Origin of the sequence: Flavihumibacter cheonanensis (assembly GCF_022352215.1) — a bacterium.
Classification (GTDB): domain Bacteria; phylum Bacteroidota; class Bacteroidia; order Chitinophagales; family Chitinophagaceae; genus Flavihumibacter; species Flavihumibacter cheonanensis.
In genome coordinates, this window is sequence record NZ_JAKRWF010000001.1 from 1,296,416 (window position 1) to 1,313,958 (window position 17,543).

Genomic DNA, 17,543 nt, shown 5'->3' on the forward strand with positions numbered 1-17,543 from the left:
TAGATTCGCCTAAAATTTATCCCTTTGAAGTACTCCACCAGTAAAGAAAATTACATTAAAGCAATCTATCACCTGGAACAGGAAGATCCGGTTGTAAGCACCAATGCACTGGCGAGGCAACTGGCCACCAAACCGGCTTCTGTAACAGATATGCTTAAAAAATTGAATGAGCAGGAACTTATCCATTACGAACCATATAAGGGAGTAAAACTGACTGACTCGGGAAATAAACTGGCATTGCAAATCATTCGAAAACACCGCCTGTGGGAATTTTTTCTGGTGGAAAAACTGGGATTTGGATGGGAAGAAGTGCATGAAATAGCCGAAGAGTTGGAGCATATCAGCAGTAAAAAACTGATCGACCGGCTGGATGAATTTCTTGGCAAACCAAAGACGGATCCCCATGGTGATCCAATACCAGATGCTGCAGGTATAGTTCCCAAAATAGAAAAACGCTGTTTACTGGACCTTCCGATAGGCGTTTCTGCTGATCTTATAAGTGTCTCCAACCAGTCTGCCGATATGCTTGATTTACTCAGGCATCACCAGATAGAAATCGGAACCCGTTTGAAAATCACGAACCGGTTTCGTTTTGATCATTCCTTACAGATAACAGTTCAGGGAGGGCCTCCGGTTACGATCAGCGAACAACTTGCGGCTCATTTATATGTTGCCTGGGCTAAGGATGAAACAGACTGATCACTTCCGCTGGCGGACCAGGTGTTTCAGCCTGCTGAAGGTTTCAGGTTTGATATTCAGATAAGAGGCAATGTATTTTTGTGACACCCGCTGCATCATGTCGGGGTGCTTGTGGATATATTGTAAAAATCGTTCCCTGGCTGTAAGACGAAAATGAGACAGATCCCGTAGTTCTTTTCGTATATACATTTCCGATACCATTAGTCTGGCCAGCTTGTTCAGCACTGGAATTTCAGTATAAAGCTTTTCAAGATCTTCTCTGTGAATGGAAAGAAAAGTACTAGCTTCAATGGCTTCAATATAACAATCTGCAGGTTTGCCCGTATGAAAGGAAAGCTCAGCATGAATGAAATGTCCTTCTGTTGATAATTGCAGGGTGAATTCTTTCTTTCCTGCCCTCATGAATTTCCGTACCACTCCCTTTACGATAAAGTTGAAATAATGATCCACTTCTCCAGGCTGAATGAGCAGGCTTTTTTTATCCAGGTTACGTACAATAAAATAACTGGTCATGATTTTAAACTCTTCTTTTGTAATGCCACAATAGGCATTCATGTAGGCAAAGAGTTCCTGGATTGCCGGTTGGTAGGGTTGTAAGGATGAAGACTTCATACAACTACTCCTCTCCTTTTTGGATGTACTGTTTTTTATACCGGCTGAACGTTTCCGGTTTTACGTCTAACAGGGATGCCAGGTATTTTTGTGGTACTCGTGAAAGAAGATCCGGATTTTCACTCATAAACCGGGAAAATCGTTCTTTTGGACTGCTAATCATCCTAAAAGTATCTGTTTTTTCTTTAAACAACATCCAATCAAGGATAATGAGGCGTCCCATTTTTTCAAAATTGACACTGTATTCATACAAGGTTTCCATTCCGGATTTGGTAATAAATGCAAGGGTACAGGGCTCCATGGTTTCAATCACAAAATCGGAAGGGACACCGGAAAGAAAGGAAACGGATGAACTGATAAGCTGACCTTCCTTTGAAATCTGAACTGTAATTTCCTCCTGGCCACGGTAGAAATACTTTCGCACCAGTCCTTTTTCAATAAAATAGGTATGTTGCTCCAGTTCTCCGATATTGGTCAGCACCTGCTTCGGCACACAGGTCATGATTTGTATCTGTTGACGAAGTACTTTTCGCTCGGCATCAGTCAACTCCACAAACCGGTTTATATAGGCAAAAACATTCGTCCCCATCAGCTTCATAACATCACAAAATTACTGGAATCCGGCATTTGATATTTTTATCATTTGAATTTTTACGCATTTGCAGTAGGTTTGCAACCTTGCATACATAAATCAGGCAACCATGACTCAAAAAATTAAAGTAGCCAACCCGGTGGTAGAACTGGATGGCGATGAAATGACCAGGATCATCTGGCAATTTATTAAGGACAAGCTAATCCTGCCCTACCTGGAACTGGATATTAAATATTATGACCTTGGCGTTGAACACAGGGATGCAACCAATGACCAGGTAACCATCGATGCGGCAAATGCAATCAAAGAATACGGTGTAGGTATTAAATGTGCAACCATTACACCGGATGAGGCCCGGGTGAAGGAGTTTAATCTGAAGCAGATGTGGAAGAGCCCCAATGGTACCATCCGCAACATTCTCGATGGTACGGTTTTTCGTGAGCCTATTGTAATTAATAATATCCCCAGGCTGGTTACCAACTGGACTGCCCCGATTATTGTAGGAAGACACGCATTTGGCGATCAATATCGCGCTACGGATACCGTGATTAAAGGAAAAGGTAAACTCACCATGACCTTTACTCCGGAAGATGGTGGAGAACCACAGACTTTTGAGGTTTTCAACTTCAAAGGAGATGGTGTGGCTATGTCCATGTACAATACGGATGAAAGTATCAAAGGATTTGCACGCAGCTGTTTCAATATGGCACTCAGCAAAAAATGGCCCTTGTACCTATCCACCAAGAATACCATTCTGAAAAAATACGATGGTCGCTTTAAGGATATTTTTGAAGAAATCTATCAGAATGAATTTAAAACAGCTTTTGATGCGGCTGGTATTGTGTATGAACACCGTCTGATTGACGATATGGTGGCAAGTGCGCTGAAGTGGAATGGTAATTTTGTTTGGGCTTGTAAAAATTACGATGGAGATGTACAAAGTGATACGGTTGCACAGGGATTTGGTTCACTCGGACTCATGACATCTGTATTGATTACACCGGATGGCAAAACCCTTGAGTCAGAAGCTGCACATGGCACCGTAACTCGTCACTACCGCGACCACCAGGCTGGCAAACCAACTTCAACGAATCCAATTGCTTCGATTTTTGCCTGGACCAGAGGACTTGCATTCCGTGGAAAACTGGATAATAACCAGGAATTGATTGATTTTGCCAACAAATTGGAAGCTGTTTGTATTGAAACGGTTGAAAGTGGTAAAATGACCAAAGACCTGGCTGTTTGTATCCATGGTAATAAAGTTAAACATGGTGAACACTTCCTGTACACACAGGAATTCCTGGATGCGATTGATGAAAATCTTCGCAAGAAGCTTGGAGCATAGGTTTCTTCACGTTACTAAAATAAAAAAGCGCCTGAATGATCAGGCGCTTTTTTATTGCAGGTGAATTTATTCACGATTTCCAACGGATCTTTCCCGTTGCTGGAGTTCCGCTTTCATTCGATCCATTTTGGTCTTATTCTCCCGGGCTTCCATTCTGCGTTTTGCTAAAATTGCATCTGCTTCAGCTTTGGTCAGCATTGGCTTTTTATGAGGAAGGTTGGCCTGTTTGGCTTGTAGTTCAGTCCGGCTCAATCGTCTTTTTTGTTGTGCTGAACTCTCCAAACTAATGCTTATGCAAAGGATTGAAAGACTCAGTATCAGAATATTTTTCATACGTTATTATTTTACGCTTACTAATACATTTATTTTACCAATTCCGCTACCAGAATAATCCTGCAGCGCTTTACCAAGCACCTGCCCAACTTTTACCTTTTCTGGATCTGCTTTCATGGCAACTCCTGGAATGCTGGAGGTAACAATGAGGTCGCCTCTTTTAATGGCACCGCCTTCCATACAAACTTTGGTTGGCAATACACCAATAACCCCCATCGGAACGCCGAAGCTAAGGTCTCCTTCTGTTGCATTTTCTTCTGTCAGTAACAAACCTGGTTTAGTTGCATAAACGCCTGCAACCAGAGTAGAATACGCACCACTTGATTTTACCATCTTACGGTCATCCGTAGTTGAAATTTCCAGTACATCACCTGGCTCATACGCATTTCTATTGCCTACAACAGCGAATAATTCAGCAACATCTGCGCCAGAATTAGTGGTACCGCCATTAAAGAAACCACGGCCGTTTTCATCAATACGTGCTACGTTGGCGCCATTTGTTTCAAAAATAGCATGGCTGGCAGAACCAGCCTGTCCAATTACAGACTTGATACCAATTCCTCCGGTAAACCCTTCCATATTGGTTTCTGTTTGTATCCCAATACCTTGAGGAGCATATCCTAAAATCGCTGCAAAGGTTTCTGTATTCCTTGCATCAATTGCAGCCGCGAAGTCTGAACTGGTTGCCGAATAAACACCCACTCCATTCGTAAGATTCTGAACTTCAATAGAAGGAGCCGTACTATTTAAATGAAGGATCTTCAATCCAGCTCCTTGTTCGGTAATAACACTAATTCCATCACCATACATGTTGTATACATTCAACACTTCTCCCATATTGCTCATTTCTGTATTCTCAAATCTCGCTGCATTATTTCCCTGACTGGTAGCAAAAATTGCAGGTTCTGAATTACTTCTCGCAACGACACCATAAGTTGAGGTGGATTGTCCGAATACACCTACACCCCCTACCGATTCTCCATAAATGGCTGTACCACCGCCACGATGCCTGCCAAATATTGCAAATCCATTATTGGTTGTTGCACTTGACACTTCTCCAAACAGACCTGTGGCAAGAAAACTGGGAGCTGCATTGGTTATACTACCAGCTATACCAATAGCTGCAGGGCCTGCTGAATTATTGCTTCCAGCAATAGCAGTACCATTACCTGAATTAGTCAAACCAAACATTTCTCCTGCAACATTCGTGGTATTGGTGAAAGGGAATGTCAATCCACCACCACCCGCATTATCAGTTCCCGGAGCCCATTGGGTTCCATTATATTTAAGCACCTGTCCAACTGTTGGTGCAGTGGTTGATACAGCTACTCCATTGATCCTGCCTACGGTTGGGTTGGGATAGGTACCGGATAGATCACCGCCTGCAGTGCCGCTTACCGGCAAGGAGGTTGGAATAACACCCGGCGCTATTTTAGCAGCCGTAATTGCACCATCCTGCACATTGGCAGTGGCTACCGAATTAGTTGCCAGTTTTGCATTAGTCACTGCACTTGCAGCAATTTTATTGGAGCTAACAGCATTGTCAGCCAGTTTATTAGAGTTAACAGCCGCATCCAAAATCTTTGCTGTACTTACAGCACCATCAGCCAGTTTGGTATTGCCCACTGCGCCATCAGCAATCTTTGCAGAACTTACCGCACCATCTGCAATTTTAGTAGCACCTACTGCATTGTTTGCAATGGTTGGGTTCGGATAAGTTCCCGTTAGATCGCCACCCGCAGTGCCACTAACTGGCAGAGATGTAGGAATCACACCGGGAGCAATCTTGGCAGCCGTAATAGCACCATCCTGCACGTTAGCAGTTGCGATGGAGTTAGTTGCCATTTTTGCATTGGTCACTGCACTTGCAGCAATTTTATTGGAGTTGACAGCATTGTCTGCCAGTTTGGTAGTACCTACAGCACCATCCGCGATTTTAGTAGCACCCACTGCATTGTTTGCTATAGTAGGGTTGGGATAGGTACCTGTTAGGTCACCACCTGCTGTGCCACTTACCGGCAAGGAGGTAGGAATCACACCCGGTGCAATCTTAGCAGCCGTAATCGCACCATCCTGCACATTAGTAGTTGCTACAGCATTGGTGGACAGTTTTGCATTTCCTACCGCACCATCGGCGATTTTGGCTGCTCCTACTGCACCATCCGCAATTTTAGTTGCACCTATTGCATTGTTGGCGATGGTTGGGTTCGGATAGGTACCAGTTAAATCACCACCCGCAGTGCCGCTAACTGGTAAAGAGGAAGGAATTACACCAGGCGCCAGCTTAGCTGCAGTGATCGCACCATCCTGCACATTGGCAGTGGCGATAGAGTTGGTTGCCATTTTTGCATTGGTCACTGCACTTGCAGCAATTTTATTGGAGCTGACAGCATTGTCTGCCAGTTTGGTATTGCTCACTGCACCATCAGCAAGCTTAGCTGCGCCAACCGCACCATCAGCAATTTTAGTTGCACTTACTGCATTGTTTGCAATGGTTGGATTTGGATAGGTACCAGTTAAATCACCACCCGCTGTACCACTTACTGGAAGCGAGCTTGGAATAACACCAGGCGCCAGCTTGGCAGCTGTAATAGCACCATCCTGTACATTAGTAGTTGCTACTGCATTAGAAGCGAGTTTGGTATTGCCCACTGCACCATCAGCAATTTTAGTTGCACTTACTGCATTGTTTGCAATGGTTGGGTTCGGATAGGTACCAGTTAAATCACCACCCGCTGTACCACTTACTGGAAGCGAGCTTGGAATAACACCAGGCGCCAGCTTGGCTGCAGTGATCGCACCATCCTGCACATTAGTAGTGGCTACGGAGTTGCTTGCCAGTTTTGCATTGGTCACTGCATTCGCAGCAATTTTATTAGAACTAACAGCATTGTCTGCCAGTTTATTGGAGTTCACGGCCGCATCGGTAATCTTAGCAGTGCTAACTGAACCATCAGCCAGTTTGGTATTACCAACCGCACCATCTGCAATTTTAGCTGCACCCACTGCATTGTTGGCGATGGTTGGGTTCGGATAGGTACCAGTCAAGTCTCCACCAGCTGTTCCACTTACAGGAAGTGAGCTGGGTATCACACCAGGCGCAAGCTTGGCAGCCGTAATTGCACCATCCTGCACATTGGAAGTAGCAACTGCATTGTTTGCCAGTTTTGCATTGGTTACTGCATTTGCAGCAATTTTATTTGTGTTGATCGCATTATTAGAAATGGTTGGATTGGGGTAAGTACCAGTAAGATCCCCTCCTGCTGTACCACTTACTGGCACTGAAGAAGGAATAACACCCGGAGCTATTTTGGCTGCCGTAATCGCACCATCCTGCACATTAGCAGTGGCTACCGCATTGTTTGCCAGTTTCGCATTCGTGATTGCATTGGCATCAATTTTATTAGTGCTGACAGCATTGTCTGCCAATTTAGTTGTACTTATTGCACCATCCACAATCTTAGAAGTTCCAACTGCATTGTTAGCAATGGTTGGATTTGGATAGGTACCTGTAAGGTCACCACCAGCTGTTCCACTCACCGGAAGCGAGCTTGGAATAACACCCGGAGCCAGTTTAGCTGCTGTGATCGCACCATCTGCTACTTTATCCGTACTAATGCTACCAGTTGCAATTTTTGATCCGGATACAGCACCGTCTTTTATTGTTGGATTGGGAAAACTTCCATTCAGATCCCCTCCGGCCGCACCAACAGGATTGGCAGATTCTGCTCTGAATGCAAAAGGCACACTGGTCAACGGACTAGTACCCATTGCCATAAACTGGTTGCCTCCTTTAGGATCCATTTCAACCTGGAGAAACTTGGCAGTACCGGTAGACCAGTTAATACCGTTTAAAGAACCTGAAACCGAGCTGGCGCCTTCACCACCAATTGCGGTAGAAAAAAGACCAAACTGGTTAGTGGTTACAGAACGGGTTTCCTGGTAAATAACTGCTCCGGTTGCATTAGCTTCCCGGATGGTTAAACGAAGATTAATGGTTTGATTGGACAAGGCGGTACCGTACGTGTTTCTTGCGATACCCTGGTAATTGATCTGTTTTGGCACCTGTGCCATCAGGGAACTGCACAAAAACAGGCCTACCATAAATGGCAAAACTTGTTTTATCATGGAATTGGATTTTTCGGTTTAAGAGGTTAATTGATCTTGACTATTTTGTAGGAACCTTTTTTTATTTGAGGGCCGCTAACTGGCTCTAATTCGACATATAAAAAATAATTACCGGCTGCCAATCGTGTCATATTGATGGTTTGCGTATATCCATAGCCGTAGTATTGAAATCCGGCCTGGGTTAACCTGATTCCTTTTTCATCATACAGCATACAGCGAATATACCCAGCCTGTCTGCCAGATAACTGTACATGTAAAAGGGATTTTACGGGGTTGGGGAGAATCTTTACTTCTCCCGGAGCAAATGTTGGATCGGAAGCGAGGATGATCTGCCGACCTAAATCAGGCTGAAGTAGTCCCTGCGTTAAAATGAGCGCCTTGTTTTCTGACTGCCTGGTATCAACCCGAACCAATTCTCCCACACTCCATTCAATGACCAGTTTGTCATTGCTGAACTGACCACCACCTATATTCACAATAGCAGTGGAAAGATCCTGGCTTTGGGCCAGTTGGGAAGTACAAAGCAGTAGTCCGCATGCCGCCACCAATGGTTTTAATTGTTTGGTGCAAAACATAGTTTGGATTTCTTGAGGTCCTTATTTTTTTCGACTCAGAATCAACTTCTGTGTCATTACCTGTTCGTCAGCAATTAGCTGGATCGGATATATACCATTGCTCCAGTTTCCAAAACCATCGAGCATGATCGTATTCAATCCAGCAACCAATTGAACAGGTTTCTGTTGCATTAACGCACCAACTGCATTAAAAATTTTAATTGTACCCAATTGATTTTTAGAAACTACTACGGATAAGCTCGTAGAACTACGAACCGGATTAGGAAATAATTGAAACTGGGCAACTCGATCAGGCAGATTTAGTCTGATACTATTCGAGTAACGGATCGTTCCATCCTTACGCAGTATTTTAACCCTGTAAAACACCTGATTGGATATAACGGCGCGGATATCATCATCTATTTTATAATTAGCATATCCAGTTAAATTACTGGCGAACAACGATTTAACTTCTGAATAAGATTTGCCATCAACAGACTGCTCTACTATCAACTGCTCAACTTGTTCATTGGATGAAATATCCAGGTTCAGTTGCGCAATCTCTCCCGACATCTTTCCTGAAAGCTGTATTCGATTGACCGGAAGAATACCACAATTGGGGGTTTCCATGACCAATACTGTATCCTGAGAATAAATATTACATCCATTTAATAATTGCTGACGAACAATATAAGTACCTGGAGTATCAACAGTTATGCTATAACCATTAGTGTCGCTAATGATGTTTCCATCGGGAGTGCTCCAGGTATAAATAGATGAAGGAAGGGGATTGATGACGGATAACGTGCTTACGGTTTCATCCCCACATATCATAGGAATATCTGCAAAAGCATCTGTTGCATCAAAATTGAAGAAATCAAAGGGGCCTACAAAGTCTTTTAATTCAGCGGTAAACGATGCAGAAGATCTGGTTTTCACAAGAATACGGCGGAATGGCATGTCGCACTGACTACCACCACCCAACAGATTGATAGGGTCCAAACCAAGTGTACCCATATTTACAGAGAACTCCAGAAACTGGTTCGCATCATAAGTATCCTGCATACTATCATCCCGTCGGATTACCTTATAAGGGCCACCCCAGGTAGCCGTAGTGTTCTGGAGTCCGAGATAAAAATTTTTACCATTCTTGGGTCTTATGCCGGCGTATCCATAGGTAGCACCATTATTATCTCCATCAAAGCTTCCGTCCCAGTCAAAATTTGGACTATTTATCAAAAGTGCATCTCTATGTACCCAAATTCTCGCAACAAGGTCCTGCAAGCCGCTTCCGCCAAATTCAGCCGAAAAAATCACATCACCTGGAACAGTTACAGCTCCGGTTGTAGCATCAAATTGCCAGCTTGTGTGACCGGCATCCGGACCAAAGCCGGTGAATTTTTGAGTAGCCCGATCATAATAAATATCAGTCTGGTATAACTCAAAATCAAAATAACGACTTCCTGAAGTTGCGTCTATTGCTATGCCCCCAATAAAAAAAAGGGAATCAGCAACTGTATGAAAATTCGAACTGCCCGACCTTCTAACATGCACCATGATGTCCAGGATATCATTTTTCTGTGGAATATTTCCTTCAATAGCACCTGTCCAGTTACCCGGACTTCCACCATTTTTATTGGAAGACGCGAAAACGGTAGAGTCGGATCCATGATAGTCCCGGATATATACAGCATCTATCAATCTGCGTCCATCCAAAATACTAAGGGCAGGATACCTCATCGTACGGAAAAAGGGAAGGCGCCGGAATGCAACATCTGTACTACATCTTTTTACATAATAGGCAGCACCGGTGGTATCAATCATAAAACGTTGTGTACCAGTGGAGTTGGTAAACCAGTCGTGGCTCATTGAAGCTGGAAACTGGGTTGGCCCCAGAAAAGGAGCCCTAAGCTCTCCATCAATCCCAAAAGCAGCTTTTAGATTGGCAGTTGTGATCTGGGAATGGACAGCTCCCGCACAAAAGAAAAACAGCAACAGAAAAAATTGTAGCTTTTTCATAGAAATAGGATTAGATAATAAATACAAATACGACGAAAAGCATTCGTCGGATTACTTCAATCTAAAAAAGCTACTATTTACAATTAGGGGTATTTTATGTCCCCTTCGCTGTCGGTTTTCTGGATAGGAATTAGGTACAATTGTTTTCATAAGTGGACTTTTTGGACAAAGGATCGGATATGTTACTAACGCCAAACTATAGAAAATATTCTAATTATTCTACCCAGTTACCATTAAATATTAGAAATTAGTATATTTTCATTTACTCTCTCGTAGATATCCGTAAAATAGGAAAGTACCTTTTCTTAAGAACAATAAAAAAGGTCGATACCCTTAGGTAACGACCTCTTATCCAATCGTTTAAAGAATGCCATCCTGAGAACAGGACGGCCTCTAACGATTGCTTGCCATATGAAAATTCTTATTTTTTCAGAGAATCAACGGCGGCTTTAGCGCTGTCAACAGCAGCAGCAGCAGTAGAGTCGATAGAAGCTTTTGCGCTATCAACAGTAGCTTCAACAGCAGCAGCAGCAGAATCTACAGTAGCTTCAGCAGCTTCAGTTGTAGTTTCAGCAGCATTGTTACAAGCAGCGAAAGCGGCGATAGCCAGTACGAACAGGACCTTTTTCATTTGTTCTTCGTTTTGTTTTGAATGAATGATTTGACATTTATACGGGATTTGAAAAAAGGTAACCTTTCATCTCAAAAAAAATCAAGATTTTTTTCAGGGTTACTATTTGTTATTTTGGGTATTAAATACTGAATAGTGACTTCGGATCCGATAGAAAAAGCCTTATTGGAAGGATTGGCCAGGAATGACAGAGCTTCAACCACTACCCTTTACAGGGAGCATTTTGGAATGATTCAGGCACTGATTCTCAATAATAACGGAACAGTGGATGATGCCCGGGATGTGTTCCAGGAAGCAATGGTTGTATTGTATGAGAAAGTGAAATCTGGTGAATTTGAATTGAGCTGCCAGCTTAAAACATATATATATAGTATATGTAGAAGGCTATGGCTAAAAAAGTTGACCCAAAAACAGCGATTTTTACCGGAATTGGAAGGATCAGATTCATGGATTGCAGTAGAAGACGATTTGGAACATTTTGAGCAGCAGGACCAGGCATTTCATTTGATGGAAAAAGCAATGAACAGCCTTGGGGAGCCCTGCAGAAGTTTATTGGATGCCTTTTACCTGCAAAAAAAATCCATGCTTGAAATTGCTTCGGTTTTTGGGTATACCAATGCCGATAATGCCAAGACCCAGAAGTATAAATGCCTTACCCGATTGAAAAAAATATTCTTCGCCCAATATAAAAACCTGGAAGTATGAGAGAAGACATGCAGTTACTGGAGGCCGTTGAGCGTTACCTGAATCAGCAAATGAGTCAGGAAGAAAAGCTGCATTTTGAACAATTGCGTGCTTCCAACCCGGAAGTGGATCATTTGGTTGTGGAGCATCAACTCTTTCTGCAGCAGATGGAGCATTTCGGCAACCGGAAACAGTTCCAGAGCACGCTGAACGAAATCCATAATGACCTGGTTACTACTGGTGAAATCAAAACGGTTCAACCTAAAGTAAAAGTCATTCAACTGGTTGATAAGTATAAAAAAGTATTTGCCCTGGCCGCTTCTATTGCCGGTATTACTGCATTGGCAATTTCGGGACTGGTTACCTACTTCACGCCCAAAAGCAATCCTTCGGATATAGCTCAGCTTAAAAAGGAAATCAATACGGTTAAGATCAGCCAGAAACAAACCGAGAATGAAATCAACACGCTGAAACATGCACCCAATCGTCCGGCTACCCCCGGAAAATTTGGTGGTACCGGATTCCTGATTGACGGAAAAGGTTACCTGGTTACTTCTGCCCATGTGGTTTCGAAAGCAGACTCTGTATACATTGTGAATACAAAAGGAGAATACTTCAAAGCAAGAACTGTTCATGTGAATGATAATACCGATATCGCTATTCTGAAAATTGAAGATCCCCGTTTTGAGCCGGTTCGGCATCTGCCTTATGGTATCCGCAAAGCAAAAGCGGACCTGGGTGAACAGATCTTCACGCTTGGTTATCCCCGTACTGAAATTGTTTACAACGAAGGATACCTGAGTGCCAAAACAGGTTACAATGGTGATACGGTAACTTACCAGATAGCTATTTCTGCCAACCCGGGTAACTCAGGTGGCCCAATTTTCAACCAGCACGGTGAAGTTATAGGAGTACTTAGCGGCAAACAGGTTACTGCTGAGGGAGTAGTATTTAGCAGCCAGAGCAAAAACATTTTCAGGGCCCTGGATTCACTTAAACAGGATAGCAGTACTACGATACGTATCCAGAGCAACTCTTCTGTAAAAGGTATTGATCGGGTAATGCAGATCAAGAAGATTGAAGAATGTATCTACAATGTAATGAGTTATTGATCCGGAAGCGGTTTCAGCCTGATATTACGGTACTCTACCCACATTTGCGGTGCTACATGGAGTTGCAATCCCAATAAACCATTATCAGCTCTATTGACAGTGTCAGCATCCAGCAAATCGCTCATTTTTTTCCCATTGATAAAGTGCTCATAGCGGAACCCAACTACTTTGATCACCATTTCATTCCAGTCATTGGTTTTTATCGTATTCCGGAGTTCCTCCTGTGAACCCAGAGTATCCAGTACAATTGGTCCGATGCCTGTTTTAAATTCAACAGACTCACCTCTTTTCGCCAAAAAGCCCCGGCCCCGCTCTTCATAGTTCTGTCCGGTATAAGTGTTGGCGCCATCAATATCCGCCTGGTATCCTTTTAGTGCATAACGCAAACCCGGTACTTCCTGGCTCCTGTATTGAACCCCACTATTCCCCTGCTCACTGATCCTGTATTCCAATGTCAACTCAAAGTTGGCGGGTAATTTTCCTGTATAAACCAGAAAACTGTTGTATTCCAACGGATGTTCAGGGGTTACTTCTCCATAAATTGAGCTATCCCTGATTTTCCAGTAGCTGGTATCCCCTTCCCAATTGGTAAAACTGACTCCATCAAAGAGTAAATTCGGCTTTTCCACTTTTGCAGCAGGTGTAGCACATCCTGCCAAAGCAACCAGAACAATTAATAACCCTGAAGCGGCACGTGATCCAATTTTATGGTACATCTGCATCTTATTTGGTTCTGAATAAACTATCCTCCCGGTTTCCTCCTGTTTTCAGGTAGGCCAGTAAATCCTTTAATTCTTCCGCATTCAGGCGGTTGATCATATTAGGCAACATGGGAGAAATTTCTGATACCCGGGTTCGAACTACTTCTGCTTTGGCTAGCACCCGATGTTCCTGCGGCGCAAAAGGATTTTGCGCAATCGTATAGCCCTTCTCATCCTCATTGATCAAACGTCCCATCACTGTTTTGCCTGAGCGCAAATAGAAAATAGTTGCACCATACTGATCCGATATGGATTTACTGGGTTCAATGATGGCTTCCAGCATATCGTGGTAAGAGAATCGGGTACCCAACTGCGTTAGGTCGGGACCACTTACTCCTCCCTCTCCTTTCATCGTATGACAAGACGCGCATAAACTGGTTACAAAGAGTCCCTGCCCTCTTTCAAAATTCCGATTTCCCATTCCGCTGTCTACATATTTCATAGCAGCTTCTACTGTCCAGTCACGGCCTGGTCCTTTGGGCTGAACTGCTTTTCCGGATTGCGCCACCACTGGTCGATTGGCAATGGAATCGCCAGACAAATCATTAAAAAAGGTGAATCTGTTTTTGGGAACACCACTTAGCGCCTGCTTCCTGGCAAGGTTGATGAATCCAGCATAACTATGTCCGCCCTGGAACTGAAAAGCTTTTGCAAACCAGGCGAAGTATTCCTTTTGCTGGGATTCGTTCATTCCAGAACGAACCTGGCTGAGCACCATAGCATAATAGGTTTGATTTTGCGGAGGAAATTTGGCCAGCGTTCCTGCTATTCCCATTCCATAATCCGGGTTCCGCATGATCAGGTCTTCCGAACTGGTAAGATTTTCTTCTTCCACCCATCCCTCTTCCTTAGCTTCCAGCATTAACTTCAGTGTATACTGAATCGCAGTGGTATCCTCCAGATAAACCAGAACTTTGCTGAGCTGGCGATTGTATAGCGGTTCTTTGGGTAATGGAAAACTTGAAGCAAAATAGGCGGCCAATTCTTTCCTGGTTGCCTCACCTGGTTTTGCAGACCGGCTTAAAAAAAGTTCAATTGCCCGGATCAGATCAAGTTGCTGTTGCCGATCCAGCTCCCGGAATGGAATTTTATTCAGGATGTTTTTGACAAGGTCCCAATTGGTAGAACTACCTGCCTGTTTGCATAGGGCAAGAGTTGCCTGCACGAGTTTAGAAGGCTGGCTACTTGCATTCACGGTGGTTATCCAACTTGCCTGTGGAGATTGTTCCAGCACTTTCCTTGCTGCAAACCGGATTCCGGCATCTGCATGATCCAGGTTGGTCCAGGCAAGCGCTCTGCCTTTCTCATCCGGATTTACATGGTACGCTTCGAGTTCCCGACGTAGCGCATTTTCCGGGGTAATGGCTGGTTTGGCAATTGGTTCCTTTTTCAGGTGACCATCACCGTAATATACCCTGTAAAGATCAGACTCCAGTCGCCGGCCACCTGTTAAAAAATACAAGGCACCATCCGGACCAATTACACCATCCGTTAACGGTAAGGGGGAACCGGAAAGAAACTCTTCCCCTTTTGCCGTATAACTGCTGCCTGATGGTGTTGGCCAGATTGCATAAATTATTCCAAAACTCCAATCGAAGGCAAACAAGGCCTGGCGATATTTTTCCGGGAAAGCTGCATCTTTACCAGATACCATATTTGTTGGTGAACCCTGCCCAATGTTTAAAACAGCCGGTCGTGAATCAGCAAGGGAAGGATGCCATTTAGCAGTACCAGGCCGCCAGCCAAATTCACTGCCACTCGTTACATGACAGATTCTTGTAGGCCTATACCAGGGTGTACCCATATCCCATTCCATATCGGAATCATAGGTAAACATATCACCCGCCTCATTAAAGGCAAGATCAAAGGGATTTCTGAAGCCGGATGCATAGAGTTCCCAGTTTGTCCCGGTTGAATCAACCTTAGCAATCCATCCCCCAAGCATGCCTACCGAATTATCGTGTCCATTTGGATCACGCAGTAAAGGAATCAGATTATCCAACTGAGCATCCGGAGAACTGCGATAGGATTTCATTTCCGGCAGTTTGGTAAAGTTTCCGGCAATTACATACAACGATTGCTGATCTGGAGCAAGTACTATGGAATGAGGGCCATGCTCTCCCTCTCCTTCCAGTGCTTTTAATAAGGTAACAGAATCATACTGGTCATCGTTATCGGTATCTCTGAGCCGGTACAGCCCACTGCTTTTGGGATAACTGCTATCTCCACCATGATTCACCATTACGTACAAACTGTTAAATGCATAGAGTAACCCATGCGCATAACCGAAGTTGAAGTTGTCGACACGCAAGGGTTTTGCTACCACTTTACTGACCGTATCACCTATAGCGGGAATGCTCATACGATACAATCCACCATACTGATCGGAAGCGATCAATCGTCCTTTATCATCAAAGGTCATGGCCACCCAGGAACCTTCACCTTTTTCAGAGGGACCAAACAACCGTTCCGCCCGAAAACCCTCCGGCAACTGTAAGGCTGCCAGTTTAGGATCAGAGGGTTCAGTATATTCTGGAGTTTTATCTTTACAAGCTGCGAATCCTAACAATACAATCAGCAATAGGAAGGAACCGGTACGGTTATACATGTATTCAAAAATTTTCAGGCGTTTTTAATTAATAGTTCAGGAATCGCTTTGCCTTTACCATCGGGAGTGGTATAAAAAGGTCGTTGCTCTATCTCGACCTGTGTTTCTTCAGGTATTCCCAGGCAATGGTAAATGGTCTGGTGCAACTGGTCGATTCGGACAGGATTTTCAAGGGTCTTGCAGGGACGTTCATCAGCAGTTTTGCCATATACAAATCCTTTTTTGATACCTCCTCCGAAAAGCAGTACAGAACCGGCATCTGTAAAATGCCGATGCATGCCATAAAACTTGATATCATGCAATACATCCGGCTGATCTACCTGTTCCTGAACCTTGAAATCAGGCTTGCCTTCCACCATCATATCCCTGCTGAATTCACTTGCCAGAATGATCAGGGTACGGTCGAGGTGGCCGGACTGCTCCAGGTCTTTTATCAATTGTGCAATAGGCGCATCGATCATTTTTTTCATATCAATCATCCGGGTATGACCATTTTCATGGGTATCAAATCCAAAGAATGGTTCATATTCCGTGGTGACACTGATGAAGCGTGCACCCTGTTGGGTAAGTCGTTTGGCCATCAGGCAACCCAGTCCAAACCTTCCGGTATTATAGATGTCGTAGGATTCTTTGGGTTCAAGACTCAGGTTAAATGCTTTTGCCTCCGGAGAATTGAGCAAGCGATACGATTGCTCCATGGAGCGCTTCAAGGATTCTTTCTGATAGTCACTTCCGAACTCACCAAGCGGACTTTGATTGACCAGTTCTGTGTAGAGCTGGTTTCTTTTTTCAAAACGTTTTGCATCCATACCTACCGGCGGACGAACAGCATCCAGTCCCTGCGATGGATCGGGTATCAGGAAGGGTCCAAATTCATTCCCTAAGAAACCGGCTGTATGAAACGCTTTTAATTCTTCTGCCTCTCCAACTGTAAAGCGTTGACCAATATCGATGAAAGCCGGAATCACTGGATTTTTTGGTCCAAGCAGATAAGCTATCCATGCACCAATATGTGGAGCCGCTACTGTTTGAGGAGGTTCATAACAGGTATGCCAGTGATATTGATGGCGTGCATGCAGGATATGCCCCATATCCGCCGCCGTATAGGAACGAATGAGGGTGCCTTTGTCCATCACCTGTCCTATGTTCTCCAGTCCCTCTGAAAAATAAATCCCATCCAGTTTGGTTGGAATAGCCGGAAACGTACTTAAGACCCGGTTGGCATCCATTCCTTTTTCAAATGGACTGTATCTTTTGGGATCAAAGGTCTCAGTATGTGCCATACCACCCGCCATCCAGAGCAGAATGACAGTATCAGCGGAGGAATTGATTTTATTGACAGGCTTACACCCTGGTAACCATCCGGCAATGGGTGCACCTGCTGCCATTGCAGCCAAACTGGCACCTGAACATTGTTTCAGAAATTCACGCCTGTTCCATTTTGAATTTGACATGGTGATGGGCT

Annotated in this window: 14 protein-coding genes; 4 read left to right on the forward strand and 10 right to left on the reverse strand. The window is 44.0% G+C overall.

The window, feature by feature from the left end:
• The first annotated feature begins 24 nt into the window (after positions 1-24).
• Complete coding sequence (locus tag MD536_RS05750) at positions 25-699, forward strand: metal-dependent transcriptional regulator (protein ID WP_239596639.1); 675 nt, start codon at positions 25-27, stop codon at positions 697-699.
• Here the strand turns inward: MD536_RS05750 and MD536_RS05755 are convergent, their stop codons facing one another.
• Both MD536_RS05755 and MD536_RS05760 read right to left on the reverse strand, forming a co-directional pair.
• Positions 700-1,311, reverse strand: a complete 612-nt coding sequence (locus MD536_RS05755; RefSeq protein WP_239596640.1) for a Crp/Fnr family transcriptional regulator — start codon at positions 1,309-1,311, stop codon at positions 700-702.
• A 4-nt stretch (positions 1,312-1,315) separates the two neighbouring features.
• A complete protein-coding gene (locus tag MD536_RS05760; protein WP_239596641.1) occupies positions 1,316-1,909 on the reverse strand; it encodes a Crp/Fnr family transcriptional regulator in 594 nt (197 codons plus the stop codon).
• A 103-nt stretch (positions 1,910-2,012) separates the two neighbouring features.
• On the opposite strand from MD536_RS05760, the gene MD536_RS05765 reads away from it, so the two are divergent.
• A complete protein-coding gene (locus tag MD536_RS05765) occupies positions 2,013-3,248 on the forward strand; it encodes an isocitrate dehydrogenase (NADP(+)) (protein WP_239596642.1) in 1,236 nt (411 codons plus the stop codon).
• A gap of 66 nt (positions 3,249-3,314) precedes the next feature.
• On the opposite strand, the gene MD536_RS05770 is transcribed toward MD536_RS05765, so the two are convergent.
• From MD536_RS05770 to MD536_RS05790, 5 genes are all read right to left on the reverse strand, one after another.
• Entirely contained in the window at positions 3,315-3,581 is a 267-nt protein-coding gene (locus tag MD536_RS05770; protein ID WP_239596643.1) for a hypothetical protein, read from the reverse strand.
• A gap of 6 nt (positions 3,582-3,587) precedes the next feature.
• Positions 3,588-7,709: a beta strand repeat-containing protein gene (locus tag MD536_RS05775; RefSeq protein WP_239596648.1), complete on the reverse strand. Its 4,122-nt coding sequence runs from the start codon at positions 7,707-7,709 to the stop codon at positions 3,588-3,590.
• 26 nt (positions 7,710-7,735) lie between these two features.
• Complete coding sequence (locus MD536_RS05780; protein ID WP_239596650.1) at positions 7,736-8,284, reverse strand: T9SS type A sorting domain-containing protein; 549 nt, start codon at positions 8,282-8,284, stop codon at positions 7,736-7,738.
• 21 nt (positions 8,285-8,305) lie between these two features.
• Positions 8,306-10,282 (reverse strand): T9SS type A sorting domain-containing protein, encoded by a 1,977-nt coding sequence (locus MD536_RS05785; RefSeq protein ID WP_239596652.1) that lies wholly within the window; start codon positions 10,280-10,282, stop codon positions 8,306-8,308.
• Positions 10,283-10,703: 421 nt separating this feature from the next.
• On the reverse strand, positions 10,704-10,913 hold the full coding sequence (locus MD536_RS05790) for a hypothetical protein (protein ID WP_239596653.1): 210 nt from the start codon (positions 10,911-10,913) through the stop codon (positions 10,704-10,706).
• A 135-nt stretch (positions 10,914-11,048) separates the two neighbouring features.
• Between MD536_RS05790 and MD536_RS05795 the strand changes: the two genes are divergently transcribed.
• Positions 11,049-11,618: an RNA polymerase sigma factor gene (locus tag MD536_RS05795; RefSeq protein WP_239596655.1), complete on the forward strand. Its 570-nt coding sequence runs from the start codon at positions 11,049-11,051 to the stop codon at positions 11,616-11,618.
• Positions 11,615-12,709 carry a S1 family peptidase gene (locus MD536_RS05800; RefSeq protein WP_239596657.1) on the forward strand — a complete coding sequence of 365 codons (1,095 nt, stop codon included), beginning with the start codon at positions 11,615-11,617 and terminating at the stop codon, positions 12,707-12,709. Before MD536_RS05795 ends, MD536_RS05800 begins: the two co-directional genes overlap by 4 nt.
• Here the strand turns inward: MD536_RS05800 and MD536_RS05805 are convergent.
• Genes MD536_RS05805 through MD536_RS05815 form a run of 3 tightly spaced genes read right to left on the reverse strand, consistent with a single transcriptional unit; the run spans position 12,703 to position 17,532 of the window.
• On the reverse strand, positions 12,703-13,431 hold the full coding sequence (locus MD536_RS05805) for a 3-keto-disaccharide hydrolase (RefSeq protein WP_239596659.1): 729 nt from the start codon (positions 13,429-13,431) through the stop codon (positions 12,703-12,705). The two genes, MD536_RS05800 and MD536_RS05805, sit on opposite strands and share 7 nt — an antisense overlap.
• A 1-nt stretch (position 13,432) precedes the next feature.
• Positions 13,433-16,078, reverse strand: a complete 2,646-nt coding sequence (locus MD536_RS05810) for a c-type cytochrome (RefSeq protein ID WP_239596661.1) — start codon at positions 16,076-16,078, stop codon at positions 13,433-13,435.
• 14 nt (positions 16,079-16,092) lie between these two features.
• Entirely contained in the window at positions 16,093-17,532 is a 1,440-nt protein-coding gene (locus MD536_RS05815) for a DUF1501 domain-containing protein (protein ID WP_239596664.1), read from the reverse strand.
• Positions 17,533-17,543: the final 11 nt, after the last annotated feature.

Excerpts from the sequence above, each read along its gene's own strand:
- MD536_RS05755 (WP_239596640.1), bottom strand. The coding sequence starts at position 1,311 with ATGAAGTCTTCATCCTTACAACCCTACCAACCGGCAATCCAGGAACTC.
- MD536_RS05760 (WP_239596641.1), bottom strand. The coding sequence starts at position 1,909 with ATGAAGCTGATGGGGACGAATGTTTTTGCCTATATAAACCGGTTTGTG.
- MD536_RS05765 (WP_239596642.1), top strand. The coding sequence starts at position 2,013 with ATGACTCAAAAAATTAAAGTAGCCAACCCGGTGGTAGAACTGGATGGC.
- MD536_RS05770 (WP_239596643.1), bottom strand. The coding sequence starts at position 3,581 with ATGAAAAATATTCTGATACTGAGTCTTTCAATCCTTTGCATAAGCATT.
- MD536_RS05775 (WP_239596648.1), bottom strand. The coding sequence starts at position 7,709 with ATGATAAAACAAGTTTTGCCATTTATGGTAGGCCTGTTTTTGTGCAGT.
- MD536_RS05780 (WP_239596650.1), bottom strand. The coding sequence starts at position 8,284 with ATGTTTTGCACCAAACAATTAAAACCATTGGTGGCGGCATGCGGACTA.
- MD536_RS05785 (WP_239596652.1), bottom strand. The coding sequence starts at position 10,282 with ATGAAAAAGCTACAATTTTTTCTGTTGCTGTTTTTCTTTTGTGCGGGA.
- MD536_RS05790 (WP_239596653.1), bottom strand. The coding sequence starts at position 10,913 with ATGAAAAAGGTCCTGTTCGTACTGGCTATCGCCGCTTTCGCTGCTTGT.
- MD536_RS05800 (WP_239596657.1), top strand. The coding sequence starts at position 11,615 with ATGAGAGAAGACATGCAGTTACTGGAGGCCGTTGAGCGTTACCTGAAT.
- MD536_RS05805 (WP_239596659.1), bottom strand. The coding sequence starts at position 13,431 with ATGCAGATGTACCATAAAATTGGATCACGTGCCGCTTCAGGGTTATTA.
- MD536_RS05810 (WP_239596661.1), bottom strand. The coding sequence starts at position 16,078 with ATGTATAACCGTACCGGTTCCTTCCTATTGCTGATTGTATTGTTAGGA.
- MD536_RS05815 (WP_239596664.1), bottom strand. The coding sequence starts at position 17,532 with ATGTCAAATTCAAAATGGAACAGGCGTGAATTTCTGAAACAATGTTCA.